This is a genomic window from Burkholderia guangdongensis (genome assembly GCF_013403875.1).
Lineage (GTDB): Bacteria > Pseudomonadota > Gammaproteobacteria > Burkholderiales > Burkholderiaceae > Burkholderia > Burkholderia guangdongensis.
Genome location: NZ_JACBNX010000018.1, coordinates 94050 through 106883 on the forward strand (window position 1 = coordinate 94050; position 12834 = coordinate 106883).

Below are 12834 nucleotides of genomic sequence, written 5' to 3' on the forward strand. Positions count from 1 at the left end.
CTACACTTGCGCGCAAGTGCGGGAGGCGGTTGCTACGAGCGGCCGTTTCAAGCGCTTGAGGCCAAAGTGCATGAACGATGCAGCCGGCGAATCGTCCAGTGATTGCAAGCACAGGGATGGCAGCGGGGCACCGGACGATGGCGTTTTTTGGGATCGAAACTGGAGACTCATATGAATATCAAGATGCATAAGCTGTTGCCGATTACCGCTGCGGCGATGATGTGCGCTGCAGGCGTGACGAATGCGGCGGCCGACCAGGTCGTCAAGATCGGTCACGTCGCCCCGTTGACCGGCGAAATTGCGCACCTCGGTAAAGACAACGAAAACGGCGCGCGTCTCGCGATCGAAGAGATCAACGCCAAGGGTCTCACGGTCGGTGGCCAGAAGATCACGCTGCAACTCGACGCGCAGGATGACGCCGCCGACCCGCGGCAGGCGACGCAGGTCGCGCAGAAGCTCGTCGACGATCACGTCGTCGCCGTCATCGGCCACCTGAACTCCGGCACGACGATCCCGGCCTCGAAGATCTACAGCGATGCGGGCATCGTGCAGATCTCGCCGTCGGCGACGAACCCGGCCTACACGCAGCAGGGCTTCAAGACCGCGTACCGCGTCGTCGCGACCGATGCGCAGCAGGGCCCGGCGCTCGCGGCCTACGCGAAGAAGGGCGGCATCAAGACGGTCGCGGTCGTCGACGATGCGACCGCGTACGGCCAGGGTCTCGCGAACGAGTTCGAGAAGAAGGCGAAAGCGCTCGGCATGACCGTGGTGTCGCACGACGCGACGAACGACAAGGCGGTCGACTTCCGCGCGATTCTGACCAAGATCAAGGGTGAGAATCCGGACGCGATCATGTACGGCGGCATGGATGCGACGGGCGGCCCGTTCGCGAAACAGGCGAAGCAGCTCGGCCTGCGCGCGAGGATCTTCGCGGGCGATGGCGTCTGCACGGAGAAGCTGGCGGACCTGGCCGGCAACGCGACCGACAACGTCGTGTGCTCGGAAGCGGGCGCTTCGCTCGAGAAGATGCCGGGCGGCGCCGCGTTCGCGGCGAAGTACCAGAAGCGCTTCGGCCAGCCGATCCAGATCTACGCGCCGTTCACGTATGACGCGGTGTACATCATCGTCGACGCGATGAAGCGCGCGAACTCGACCGATCCGGCGAAGATCCTCGCGCAGATGCCGACGACGGACTACAAGGGCGTGATCGGCGAGACGACGTTCGACTCGAAGGGCGACCTGCAGCACGGCGTGATCTCGCTCTACAACTACAAGGGCGGCAAGAAGACGCTGCTCGACGAAGTGAAGATGTAATCGAGCGGTCGACAGAAGGGGTTGAAGGCGCGCATGCGGCAACGCATGCGCGCCTTGTCGTTTGGGAGACGCGCGCAGGCGCCGGGGCGGCCTTCGGACCTTCGAACCTCCAGATTTTCAGACCTTCAGTCGGTCCAGCACCTTCGGCGCGGCGATCGCGACGAGCGCCGCGCACAGCGCGACGACGGACAGCCCGGCCTTCAGGTTCGCGGCCTGCGCGACCGCGCCGATCGCGACCGGCCCGAACAGCAGGCCGAAATACGCGAGCCCGGCCACGTGCGCGAGCCCTTCGGCCGCGTGGATCCCCTTCACGCGCATCGCGGCCGCGAACAGCACCGGCATCATGTTCGCGAGGCCGAGGCCCATCAGCGTGAAGCCCGTGAGCGCGGCGGCCGGATACGGCAGCAGCAGCGCGCCGACCATCCCCGCGCACGCGAGCGACGCGCTCGCGAACACGAGCTGCGGCGCGCCGAAGCGTGCGCGCACCGCGTCGCCGGCGAAGCGCGCGGCCGCCATCCCGCAGCAGAACGCCGCATACGCGGCGCTCGCGAGCGCCGGGCCGGCGGCGACGACGTCGCGCATGTAGACGGTCGCCCAGTCGTACATCGCGCCCTCGGCGATCAGCGCGACGAGCGCGATCGCGCCGAGCATCCACAGCGCGGGCGAGCGCCAGCGGTCGCCGGGCTTGCCGTGCGCGGTTTCGTGCGGCGGCACGTGCGGCAGCACGGCCGGCGTTGCGGCGCCGATCACTAAGGCGGCGGCGGCCGACGCGAGCGCGAGATGCACGGCCGGCGCCATGCCGGCCGACAGCAGCGCGCCGCCGGCCGCCGCGCCGGCGATCCCGCCGACGCTGAACATCCCGTGCAGCGCCGACATGATCGGCCGGCCGAGCGCCGTCTCGACCGCGCTCGCCTCCGCGTTCATCGCGACGTCGAGCGTCGCCATCGAGAAGCCGAACAGCGCGAGCACCGCGATCAACAGCGGATAGTTCGGCACGACGAGGATCAGCGCGCCGCTCGCCGCCATCGCGAGCCCGCCCGCGAGGCACGCGGTACGCGAGCCGACGCGCGCGATCCAGCGGGCGATCGTCATCATCGCGACGATCGAGCCGATCGCCACCGAGAACAGCGCGACCGACAGCGCGGCCGGGCTCAGCGCGAACTTGTCGCGCACGGTCGGCACGTGCACGCCCCACGACGCGTACATCGTGCCGGCGACGAAGAACAGCGCCATCGTCGCGGTGCGCGCGCGCCGACGGGTCGGCAGGGAGAGGTCGCGGTGCGCGCTCGGCGCGGTGAAGTCGGGGGCGGTATCGGACACGGTCGGCTAATCAGAACGTCGGAACGTCGGAAGGACGGACGGCGGCGCGCGCGGAAAAAGCCCGCCACCTTGCAAATCGTCAGATTCTATCGAACCCGCCGCGCTCGCGCAGGCGGCGGCGCGCCGGTAACATCGGCGTCGGGCGTCCATTTTCAGTCGCAGGAGTGTTCGTGAACATCGATTCGGTCCTTCCGCTCAATCTGCTGCACCGATGCGCGTCCGGCACGCTCGGGACGATCGCGCGCGACCCGCAGGGCTATCCGTATCCGAGCGTCGTGCCCTACGCGCTCGACGCGCGGCACCGGCCGGTGATCCTCGTGAGCAGCCTCGCCGAGCATACGCGCAACCTCGTGGCCGATCCGCGCGCGGGCTTTTTCGTCGTCGACGCGCCGGACGGCGACGTCCGCGACGCGGAGCGCGCGACGCTGCTCGGCCGCATCGCGCGGCTTTCGGCCGACGATCCGCATCTCGTCGCGCGCTATCTGCGCTACGAGCCGGACGGCGAGCGGTATCTCGCGCTCGGCGATTTCTCGTTCTGGGTGCTCGACGTCGAGCGGCTGCGCTATATCGGCGGATTCGGCCGGATGGGCTGGGTCGACGGCGCGGCGCTCGATCCGCTCGCGCCGCTCGGGTTCGACGACGAGCGCGCGCTCTGGAACGCGTACGATACCGCGCCGCGGCCCGGGCTCGATCTGCTCGGGGTCGACCGCTACGGCGCCGACTGGCGGCACGCGGGCCGGCGCGTGCGGACCGCGTTCGACGCGCCGCAGGCCGACGCCGCCGCGCTGCGCGCGCTGCTCGACGCGTGCGCGCGGCGCATCGCATGACGCATCGCGCGATGCACGGGGGCGCCGGGGCGGCCGCCCCGATCCTGTCGTCGGATGAAAGCTTCAAAATCCTTGCATGCAGGGTAATTGCGTATGCTGCGAGACTGAATGGATATTGAGATTTGTCCTAATCTCAATGTAAGGACGTAAAGAAAGCGGAAGAAAACGGAATTTCGACAGTGCGGATCCAAAGAATGCGTTGCCATATCAATCGAAGTCGCGATTGATATGGATATTTACGTTGGTCAATTCTTTTCTGTGTTAATCTCTGCCCTCGAAAATCCGAGGCATCAAAGTCAGTACGAATGACAAACCGGCTTCAGATCGGCGTCATTTGCTCAGATAAAAGGAAACACATGTCTTCTTACAAGGACCTCCTCGCCCAGCGGGAGAAGCTGGAGAAGCAAATCGAAGAAGCCAAGGCGCGTGAATACGCCGAGGTGCTCAATGACGTGAAGCAGAAAATCTCCGATTACGGCTTTACGCTGCCTGAACTCGGTCTCGCACGTGCGAAGGCCGGCAAGGCTGGTGCGCGTCCGCGCGCGGGCGTTGCGGCGAAATATCGCGACCCCGAAAGTGGCGCGACGTGGTCGGGCCGCGGCAAGCCGCCGCGCTGGATCGCCGGCAAGGACCGCGAGCAATTCGCGATCTGAACGCCGCCGCTTCGGCTGAAAAGCCACGTTTCCCGGGCGGGAACGTGGCTTTTTACTTTTTTGGCGTGCCCGATTATGGTGCGCGATGTCACGGAGTGGTCGCCCGCCACGTGAATGAAAATGCGAGCTGTTCGCATAACCGATTGATTTTAATGCGAAATTTGTGGGTATCGGCAAGGCTTGCCCGCGAATCTTGATAGAATTCGGGCATACCTTCCGAATTCAAGCATTCCATGTCCACCTTTACCGGCGAAGAGGCGAGCAACGAAAAGCACGCCGTTGCGCGCAAGAGCACTTTCGTCAGCATCGTGCTGAACGTCGTGCTCGCCACATTGCAGATCGTGATCGGCGCAATCGCGCATTCGCAGGCATTGATTGCCGACGGCGTGCATTCAATTTCGGATTTGATATCCGATTTTGTCGTATTGCTCGCCAATCGGCATAGTGGCGCACAGCCCGATGCCGATCACAATTACGGGCACAGCCGATACGAAACGGTCGCGTCGCTGTTTCTCGGCGCGATTCTGATCGCGGTCGGGGTGGGCATGCTGTGGCGCGCCGGCGATCGTCTCGTGAATATCAGTGACATTCCGCCCGTGCGTTTCTCCGCGCTGATCGTCGCGTTCACCGTGCTCGTGTCGAAAGAGGCGCTGTTCCGCTACATGCTGCGCGAGGCGCGGCGCGTGCGCTCCGCGCTGCTCGTCGCGAACGCGTGGCATGCGCGTTCCGATGCGGCGTCGTCGCTCGTCGTCGCGCTCGGCATCATCGGCAGCCTGTTCGGCGTGCGGTTGCTCGACCCGATCGCGGCCGCGATCGTCGGCTTCATGGTCGCGCGGATGGGCTGGACGTTCGGCTGGGACGCGCTGCAGGATCTGTCCGACCGCGCGCTCGACGAGGCCGACACCGCCGAGATCCGCGCGCTGCTCGCGGCGACGCCGGGCGTGCGCGACGTCCACGAGCTGCGCACGCGCAAGATGGGCGACGCGGCGCTCGTCGACGCGCACATCCTCGTCGATCCGATGATCTCGGTGTCCGAAGGGCATTTCATCGCGGAGAGCGCGCGCTTGCGCGCGCTGTCGGACAATCGCGTGCTCGACGCGCTGATCCACGTCGATCCGGAGAACGACGCGATGCGGCGCCCGACGCTCGCGCTGCCGCCGCGCAGCGACGTCGCCGCGCGGATCGAGGCCGAGCTCGCGCGCCGCGGACTGCGCGCGACGGCCGTCAACCTGCACTATCTGAGCACCGGGCTCGAGATCGACCTGACGCTCGCGGCCGAGCCGGGCACGAGCGGCGAGACCGACGCGGCGCTCGCCGAGCGGCTGGACGTCGAAGCGCTGAAGCGCGAGTTCGGCGCGCGCCGGATCGGCATCGCGCGCGCGGTGCCGGTGCGTGCTTAGCGGACGTGCTGAGGGCGCGCGTGAGGGTGCGCTGAGGGGTGCACGTCGGGGTGCACATCGGGAGTGCACATCAGGGCGCGCGTGAGGGCGTGGAGACCGCGTCAGAGCGGCAGTTGCGTATCGAACTTGATCTCGCGCAGCACGACGCTCGTGCGCACCTGCGACACGGCCGGAATCTTGAAGATGCGCTCGTGCAGGAATACGTCATACGCCTTGATGTCGGGCGCGACGATCTTCAGGATGTAGTCGGCTTCACCGGTCGTGCTGTAGCACTCGGTCACTTCGGGGCAAGTCGCGATCTCGCGCTCGAACTGCTCGACGCCGCCTTCGTTGTGGCGGGTCAGATGCACGTGCGCGAGCGCGCAGACGTGCAGGCCGAGCTTCTCGCGGTCGAGCAGCGCGGTGTAGCGCTGGATCACGCCCGACTGCTCCATGTCCTTGATCCGCCGCCAGCACGGCGTGCTGGACAGGCCGACCTGATCGGAGATCTCCTGCACTGAACGGCGCGCGTCGAGCTGCAGCAGGCGAAGGATCTTTTGCGAAAACGAATCGAGCGTCACCGGCGCCTCCACACGGCTGCTGAATACCGTCAATGTTAGAAGCGGGAGAAAGGAAACGCAATCAGAGGCGCGATGCTGAGGGAGATTCGCTAATTTGCGCGCGGGTCCGTAGGATTTTGTCCCGCTGCGTCGTTGCCGTTGCCGGTCGATGCAACCGCGGCGGCGCTCGAGAGCGCCGCCTGCTGCGTGCGCAACTCGGCGAGCATGTTGCAGAACAGCGCGCCCTGCTCGATCGCGTCGTCGAGCGCGACGTGCGTATGCGGATGCTCGTCGAACCAGCGCTTCGGCAAGCGCGGCTTGATCGCCTTGCGGTACGGCAGCCCCGTCATCGCGAACGCGAGCGTCTTGATGTCGAGCGCGGACCACGAGAACGGGCAGCGTCCCGCGAAACGCATCATGTACCAGAACATGAACGTGAAGTCGAAGCCGGCCGGCATCGCGACGAACACCGGCTTGCCGGGCAGCGCCTCGACCCATTCGACGTACTTGACGAGCGCCGCGTCGGGCGCCTGCAGATCGCGGCGGCACGCGGCCCACGCTTCGGGCTGCGTCTTCCACCACGCGTCCTGGACCGGATGCGGCTGCGCGCCGGGCAGCGTCTCCAGGTTCGCGGAAAACGTCGCGATCAGCTTCTTGTCCGCGGTGAACGCGGCGGACCCGAAGCTCAGCATCGAGTGCGGGCCGGGGATCGGGCCGTCCGCCTCGACGTCGGTGCTAACGTAGATTTCTTCGCTCATCCGTAGGCCCGGTCAGCGACGAACGGATTCGTGCGGCGCTCCTCGCCGAACGTCGACACAGGGCCGTGGCCGGGGACGAACGTGACGTCGTCGCCGAGCGGCCAGAGCTTCTCCTTGATCGAGCGGATCAGGTCTTCGTGATTGCCGCGCGGGAAATCGGTGCGGCCGATCGAGCCGGCGAACAGCACGTCGCCGACGATCGCGAGCCGATGCTCGCGGCTGAAGAACACGACGTGGCCCGGCGTGTGGCCGGGGCAGTGATAGACCTCGAGCGTCTCGTCGCCGAACTGCACGGTGTCGCCGTCGTTGAGCCACTGGTCGGGCTCGAACGCCTCCGCGGCCGGAAAGCCGAAGCGCTCGCTCTGCGCGGGCAGCTTCTCGATCCAGAAGCGCTCGTCTTCCTGCGGGCCCTCGATCGGCACGCCGAAATGCGTCGCGAGCCGCTTCGCGCCCGCGCAATGATCGACGTGGCCATGCGTGAGGAACACCTTCTCGACCTGCACGTTCTGCCGTGCGATCTCCTGTTCGATCAGCTGGAGATCGCCACCGGGATCGACGACGGCGGCGCGTCCCGTCTTTTCGCAGACGAGCAGCGAGCAGTTCTGCTGGAACGGCGTGACCGGGATCAGCGTGACTTTCATGAGGGCACCGGCGGCTGAAAAAGACCGATTGTACCGGCCGCGTGCAGGGGCTGTCCTGGTCGTGTAAAATGCTGCAGCGCAACGTAAAAGGGCGCGATTGTTACGCCAATTGCGAGAATGGCCGGGTGGATATCGGTGTTATTCCTGCGACTGTGCCGTTTCGTGTTGTGTATAATGCGCTCAACCTGCGTGAAAACCACGCGATCTGTAGGTGTTTGTGCCCCGTTTCCGCGGGGCGACGGGCACTGTCAATGCAATACCGCCGGGTAGTCCGGCGGTGAATCATCCAGCACCGAGACGTTCGGTGCTCACGTCTTGTCCGGCCGGGTGCTGCGCGCCCGCTGCGGCCTTGCTGCCGCGAAGCCGGATGGGGCCTATGCCGCCGTTCCTGTGCGTCGGTCGTTATGCGACGCGCGCGAACGTGGGAGCCATGTTCGATGGCGGCATTTGGGGTCTGGTCAGGCTGCCGGGGACAGGCTGTGCCAGACGTGAAAGCTAATCAGGACGGTTGCGGCAGTACGTAAGCCGCGTCCATGCTAGCCGCCCGCTCGCGAATCGAGCGGGACGTGCACGCATTTGCCGTCCGGGCCGCATTTTTGCGAAGTTTTTTTGCGGCCCGAACAGAAGGCGACACGTCGATGAATTTTCGATTACCGAGCCGTTTCGGGGCTCTGGCTATTTTTCTCGTGCTGACGGGCTGTGCCGCGCCCAACCAGCCGGGCCAGACGACCGGCAACGCTGACCAGAAGAATGCCGTTCATACGGCGGGTGCTGACAACGTCAACATTGATTCCGCGCTGGCGTCGATGCCGCCCGCGGACGCGAAGGATGCCAAGCACGCGTCGCTGTCCGACGCGAAGCCGCTCGACGCGGCGGATGCTTCCGATTTCCGGCAAGTCGGCCGCGCGTCGTGGTACGGCCGCGATTTCCATGGCCGCCGCACCGCGAACGGCGAGCGCTTCAACATGAACGCGCTGACCGCCGCGCACCGCACGCTGCCGCTGTCGTCGTACATTCGCGTGACGAATCAGTCGAACGGCAAGTCCGTCGTCGTGAAGGTCAACGACCGCGGGCCGTACAAGCGCGGCCGCGTGCTCGACCTGTCGTACGCGGCCGCGAAGGTGATCGGCCTGATCCATGCCGGCACCGGGCGCGTGAAGATCGAAGGGCTGTCGCCGCAGGAAGCGCGCGAGGCTCGCGACGAGACGCTTGCGTCGACGACGACGACGAAGTAACTGCGCGCATTTGTCGCATCTGAAGAAAGGGCTGCCTCAGGGCAGCCCTTTTTGCGTTTAGGCGTTGGCCTTACGCGTTGTCGTTTGCGCGTTGCCTGTGCGCGTTGCCGTTACGCGTCGTCGTCGTCCGCCACGCCGGCATCCTTCAGCGCGAGCGCGCGCGCGTAGAGCGCGTTGCGCGGTGCGCCTGTGAGCGCCGCCGCGAGCTTCGCTGCGCTTTTCACCGGCACCTCGTCAAGCAGCAGCTTCAGCAGCGCATCGTGAGCGGTGTCGTCGGCCGGCGCCGCGTCCTGCGCCGCGCCTTCGACGACCAGCACGAACTCGCCGCGCTGCCGGTTCGAATCAGCTTCGAGCCACGTCGTCCCTTCGGCCAGGGTGCCCTGGAACAGCTGCTCGTGTAGCTTGGTCAGCTCGCGCGCGATCAGCAGCCGGCGCGCGGCGCCGAGCGTGTCGGCGAGCGCGGCGACGGTCTCGACGATCCGGTGCGGCGCCTCGTAGAACACGAGCGCGTACGGATGGGCTTTCAGCGCTTGTAGCGCGGTGGCACGCTGCTTTGCCTTCGGCGGCAGGAAGCCGGCGAACGTGAACGCGCCGGCCCAGTCGCCGGCGACGCTGAGCGCCGTGACCGCCGCGCTCGGGCCCGGCAGCGGGATCGTCGCGAAGCCGGCCGCGCGCACCGCGTCGACGAGCCGTGCGCCCGGATCGGAGATGCCGGGCGTGCCGGCGTCCGACACGTACGCGACGCGTTCGCCCGCACGCAGATGCTCGATCACGCGCAGCGCCGCTTCGCGCTCGTTGTGCTCGTGCACCGCGGCGAGCGGCTTCGAGATCCCGTAGCGCGCGAGGAGCTGGCCGGTGTTGCGGGTGTCTTCGGCGGCGATCCGGTCGACGAGGCCGAGCACGTGCAGCGCGCGCAGCGTGATGTCGGCCGCGTTGCCGATCGGCGTCGCGACGACGTACAGCGCGGCCGTCGGATAGTGCTGCGTGTGCGCAAGTTCGAGGAGGGCAGTCATGGCAGGCAAGGCGCGCGGACGCGGCGCGAGCGGAACAAGGTCGGCATTGTGCCACGTGAAGGCGGCGACGCCCGGCGCGCCCGGCGCGCCTGGCACCACGCAGGCGGTGCGGCGCGTGCGTGCGGCGCGGGCCGAAGACCGTGTGCCTGCGCATCCGGACAACTTTTCCGCGCCGATGCGATCCAAATCGGTGGGTAGCGCGTTCGAGATGCGAGCGCGGCGCTTCCTCGAAGGCCGACGGCTCGCGTTCGTTGCGGCGAACGTGTCGATGCGCGTCGGCGAGCTCGACCTCGTGATGCGCGAGCCGGACGGTACGCTCGTATTCGTCGAGGTGCGCGCGCGGCGCAGCACGCGGCACGGCGGCGCGGCCGCGAGTATCGGGCGGACGAAGCGCGCGCGGCTCGTCGCGGCCGCGCGGCGCTACTGGGCGATGCGGGGCGACGATGCGCGATGCCGCTTCGACGTCGTCGCGTTCGAGGCGGGGCGGCTCGTGTGGCTGCGCGACGCGTTTCGGGCCGACGACGTGTAGCGCGGCGGCGCCCGCCGAATGTGTCGAGATGTAAAGAGTTCCGCCGCGCCGGCGGTGTGGCCCCCGGAGTGCGGTAAACTCGCCGCACTCATGATGCCCGTCGCGCCGTGTTCGGCGCGCGTAGTACCGGTCAGGAATCGATGTCAGTCGAACGTATTCAGCAACACTTCCGCGACAGCGTGGCGCTCCATCTCGAAGCCGTCGATGCGCTGTCGCTGCCGATCGCGGCCGCGGTCGACGCGATGTTTGCAGCGCTGGCGAACGGCAACAAGATCGTCGCGTGCGGCGACGGCCCGTCGGCGGCCGCTGCGCAGCACCTCGCGGTATCGCTCGTCGGCGGCTTCGAGCGCGAGCGGCCGGGCCTGCCCGCGATCGCGCTTGCGACCGACGCGTCGCACGGCGGGCTGACCGTCGCCGACGCGGCCGAGCAGATTTTCGCGCAGCAGGTGCGGGTGCTCGGGCACGCTGGCGACGTGCTGCTCGTGATCGATCCGTCGGGCGCGTCGCCGCGTGTGCTGACCGCGATCGTGGAGGCGCACGAGCGCGAAATGACCGTTGTCGCGCTGACGGGCGCCGCGGGCCGCGCGCTCGAAGCCGTGCTGTCCGACACCGACATTCCGATCAGCGTGCCCGCCGAGCGTGCGGCGCGCATCCACGAAGTCCATCTGCTGACCATCCACTGCTTGTGCGACGGCATCGACGCGATGCTGCTCGGCGAGGATTGAACGAAGGAGAGCCGTCGATGAATAAGAGTCGCGTCCGACAGACGCTCGTCAGAACCACGCTGCTGGCCGCGCTGATTGCCGGCGCGGCGGCATCCCTGCAAGGCTGCGCGCTCGCGCTGGTGGGCGCGGCCGCGGGCGGCGGCGCGCTCGTCGCGACCGATCGCCGCACGGTGGGGGCGCAGACGGAAGACCGCGAGATCCAGGTCAAGGCGCTGAGCCAGATCAAGGCCAACCTGCCGGACGAAGCGCATGTGAATGTGGCGGTGTTCAACCGGCGCGTGCTGATGACGGGCGAGGTGCCGAACGACGCGTCGAAGCAGCGCGCCGAGGCGATCGTGCGCGACATCAACAACGTGAACGGGATCATCAACGAGCTGGCGGTCGGGCCGGGGGCTTCGTTCACGGACCGCGCGAACGACTCGTATCTCGAGGGGCGCGTGAAGGCCGCGATGGTTGCCGAGAAGGGGATTTCGGCGAACAACTACAAGGTGGTTTGCGAGCGCGGGAATGTTTATCTGATGGGGCTCGTGACTGTTGACGAGGGCAATCGTGGCGCGGATGTCGCGAGCCAGGTGCCGGGTGTCGTGCAGGTCGTGAAGGTGTTCCAGTATATTCAGCCGCAGGACGTGCAGGCGGTGCAGCAGTCGGGGGCGCCGGTGAGCGATGCGGGGTCGATGCCGCAGGCGGTGCCGGATAATGCGACTGTGGGTGCGGTGCCGGATACGGGGGTGAGCGCGACGCCGTTGCAGGCGCCGGCGCCGATCTCGAATTCGACGAACGTGCATCCGGGGAACCCGAAGGCGGTGGGGCCGTGATGTCGTTGGGTGTGAGGCGTGGGGCTGGCGTGGTGGTGGTGCTGGCTGGGATGGTCTTCGGGGCGAATGCGCACGCGGATGTTGGGGATGGGCTCAGGATCGCGCGGAGTAATGCTTGTCTCGGGTGCCATGCGGTTGATCGCAAGCTCGTCGGGCCGGCGTTCAAGGATGTTGCGGCCCGGTATAAGGGGGATCCGCAGGCGGTCGATAAGCTCGCGAAGAAGGTGAAGGATGGTGGGGCGGGGGTGTGGGGTGTGGTGCCGATGCCGGCTCATCCACGGATGAGCGATACGGATATCCGGATGGTCGTGCAGTGGGTGTTGGTCGGGGCGCCTTTGAAATGATGGTTTTGGGGTATTGCTAAGCACGAGAATACTTGTGTATGATCATCGTCTGTTGGGGCGGTAGCTCAGCTGGGAGAGCGTCGCGTTCGCAATGCGAAGGTCGTGAGTTCGATCCTCATCCGCTCCACCAATAGAATCAAGGGCTTAGCCGATGGCTAGGCCCTTTTTCTTTGGTAGATTCGATTTATTGCGCCAATTTTGCGCCACTTGGGCTGTCGAAGCCTTGGACGCAACACTTAAGGAGCAGTGAATGGCATCTATCACCCGTCGAGGCGATCTTCAGTGGCAGGCCCGCGTTCGCCGCAAGGGCTACCCGGTACAGATCAAGACGTTCAACACGCGAGCTGAAGCAGAGGCTTGGGCTCGACTGATCGAGTCGGAGATCGATCGCGGCGTCTTCGTCAGCCGGGCCGAAGCGGAATCGACCACGCTCGCGGAAGCGCTCGATCGATACGATCGCGAAATCGCCGCCTCCAAGAAGGGCTACGTACAGGAGGCGTCTCTGCTGCGCATGTGGAAGAGCACGGTCATCGCGTCCAGACCAATGGCTTCGGTGCGAAGCGCGGACATTGCCAAACTGAGGAGCCTATCCGGAACCTTGTGTGTGAGGCATAAACTGATGGCCAAGGAGCCACTTTATGCCACGCAAACGCAAGGAAGAAGTGACGATTGAACCGGGCAAGGGCTTGAACCTTGACCCGGAGCTGATCAAGCAACTGGT

The 12834-nt window shown here is 66.5% G+C and carries 14 protein-coding genes, 1 tRNA gene and 1 pseudogene; 11 read left to right on the top strand and 5 right to left on the bottom strand.

The genetic code is table 11. From position 1 onward, the window contains the following. Positions 1–171 precede the first annotated feature (171 nt). Entirely contained in the window at positions 172–1314 is a 1143-nt protein-coding gene (locus tag HZI36_RS18665; protein WP_179404141.1) for a branched-chain amino acid ABC transporter substrate-binding protein, read from the top strand. Positions 1315–1431: 117 nt separating this feature from the next. Here the strand turns inward: HZI36_RS18665 and HZI36_RS18670 are convergent, their stop codons facing one another. Then, entirely contained in the window at positions 1432–2634 is a 1203-nt protein-coding gene (locus tag HZI36_RS18670; protein ID WP_179404142.1) for an MFS transporter, read from the bottom strand. Positions 2635–2804: 170 nt separating this feature from the next. Between HZI36_RS18670 and HZI36_RS18675 the strand changes: the two genes are divergently transcribed. The 3 genes from HZI36_RS18675 (at position 2805) to HZI36_RS18685 (ending at position 5514) form a co-directional block, all read left to right on the top strand. Further along, positions 2805–3461 (top strand): pyridoxamine 5'-phosphate oxidase family protein, encoded by a 657-nt coding sequence (locus tag HZI36_RS18675; RefSeq protein WP_179404143.1) that lies wholly within the window; start codon positions 2805–2807, stop codon positions 3459–3461. Between the two features lie 356 nt (positions 3462–3817). Next, positions 3818–4114, top strand: coding sequence for an H-NS histone family protein (locus tag HZI36_RS18680; RefSeq protein ID WP_179404144.1), 297 nt, complete (start codon positions 3818–3820; stop codon positions 4112–4114). Between the two features lie 233 nt (positions 4115–4347). Next, positions 4348–5514: a cation diffusion facilitator family transporter gene (locus HZI36_RS18685; protein ID WP_179404145.1), complete on the top strand. Its 1167-nt coding sequence runs from the start codon at positions 4348–4350 to the stop codon at positions 5512–5514. A gap of 101 nt (positions 5515–5615) precedes the next feature. Here HZI36_RS18685 and HZI36_RS18690 read toward each other — a convergent pair whose 3' ends face one another. The 3 genes from HZI36_RS18690 to HZI36_RS18700 all read right to left on the bottom strand — a co-directional run bounded on the left by HZI36_RS18690 (position 5616) and on the right by HZI36_RS18700 (position 7452). Continuing rightward, positions 5616–6074: an Lrp/AsnC family transcriptional regulator gene (locus HZI36_RS18690; protein WP_006401367.1), complete on the bottom strand. Its 459-nt coding sequence runs from the start codon at positions 6072–6074 to the stop codon at positions 5616–5618. Positions 6075–6163: 89 nt separating this feature from the next. After that, positions 6164–6811: a 3'-5' exonuclease family protein gene (locus HZI36_RS18695; protein ID WP_179404146.1), complete on the bottom strand. Its 648-nt coding sequence runs from the start codon at positions 6809–6811 to the stop codon at positions 6164–6166. Continuing rightward, positions 6808–7452 (bottom strand): MBL fold metallo-hydrolase, encoded by a 645-nt coding sequence (locus tag HZI36_RS18700; protein WP_179404147.1) that lies wholly within the window; start codon positions 7450–7452, stop codon positions 6808–6810. The genes HZI36_RS18695 and HZI36_RS18700 overlap by 4 nt, the downstream gene beginning before the upstream one ends. Positions 7453–8090: 638 nt before the next feature. On the opposite strand from HZI36_RS18700, the gene HZI36_RS18705 reads away from it, so the two are divergent. Further along, complete coding sequence (locus HZI36_RS18705; RefSeq protein ID WP_179404148.1) at positions 8091–8687, top strand: septal ring lytic transglycosylase RlpA family protein; 597 nt, start codon at positions 8091–8093, stop codon at positions 8685–8687. Positions 8688–8797: 110 nt separating this feature from the next. Here HZI36_RS18705 and rsmI read toward each other — a convergent pair whose 3' ends face one another. Further along, positions 8798–9700, bottom strand: coding sequence for a 16S rRNA (cytidine(1402)-2'-O)-methyltransferase (rsmI, locus tag HZI36_RS18710; RefSeq protein WP_179404149.1), 903 nt, complete (start codon positions 9698–9700; stop codon positions 8798–8800). A 46-nt stretch (positions 9701–9746) separates the two neighbouring features. Between rsmI and HZI36_RS18715 the strand changes: the two genes are divergently transcribed. The 6 genes and pseudogenes from HZI36_RS18715 to HZI36_RS18740 all read left to right on the top strand — a co-directional run. After that, entirely contained in the window at positions 9747–10229 is a 483-nt protein-coding gene (locus HZI36_RS18715; RefSeq protein WP_425485262.1) for a YraN family protein, read from the top strand. Positions 10230–10369: 140 nt separating this feature from the next. Further along, on the top strand, positions 10370–10954 hold the full coding sequence (locus HZI36_RS18720; protein ID WP_179404151.1) for an SIS domain-containing protein: 585 nt from the start codon (positions 10370–10372) through the stop codon (positions 10952–10954). Positions 10955–10971: 17 nt separating this feature from the next. Continuing rightward, the gene (locus HZI36_RS18725) at positions 10972–11769 is read left to right on the top strand and encodes a BON domain-containing protein (protein WP_179404152.1); all 798 of its coding nucleotides are present in this window, start codon (positions 10972–10974) and stop codon (positions 11767–11769) included. Continuing rightward, positions 11769–12113, top strand: coding sequence for a c-type cytochrome (locus HZI36_RS18730; RefSeq protein ID WP_179404159.1), 345 nt, complete (start codon positions 11769–11771; stop codon positions 12111–12113). The genes HZI36_RS18725 and HZI36_RS18730 overlap by 1 nt, the downstream gene beginning before the upstream one ends. 54 nt (positions 12114–12167) lie before the next feature. Next, positions 12168–12243: transfer RNA gene (locus HZI36_RS18735), tRNA-Ala, on the top strand. A gap of 120 nt (positions 12244–12363) precedes the next feature. After that, positions 12364–12696: pseudogene (locus tag HZI36_RS18740) on the top strand (site-specific integrase); the annotation flags it as partial. Between the last annotated feature and the right edge of the window lie 138 nt (positions 12697–12834).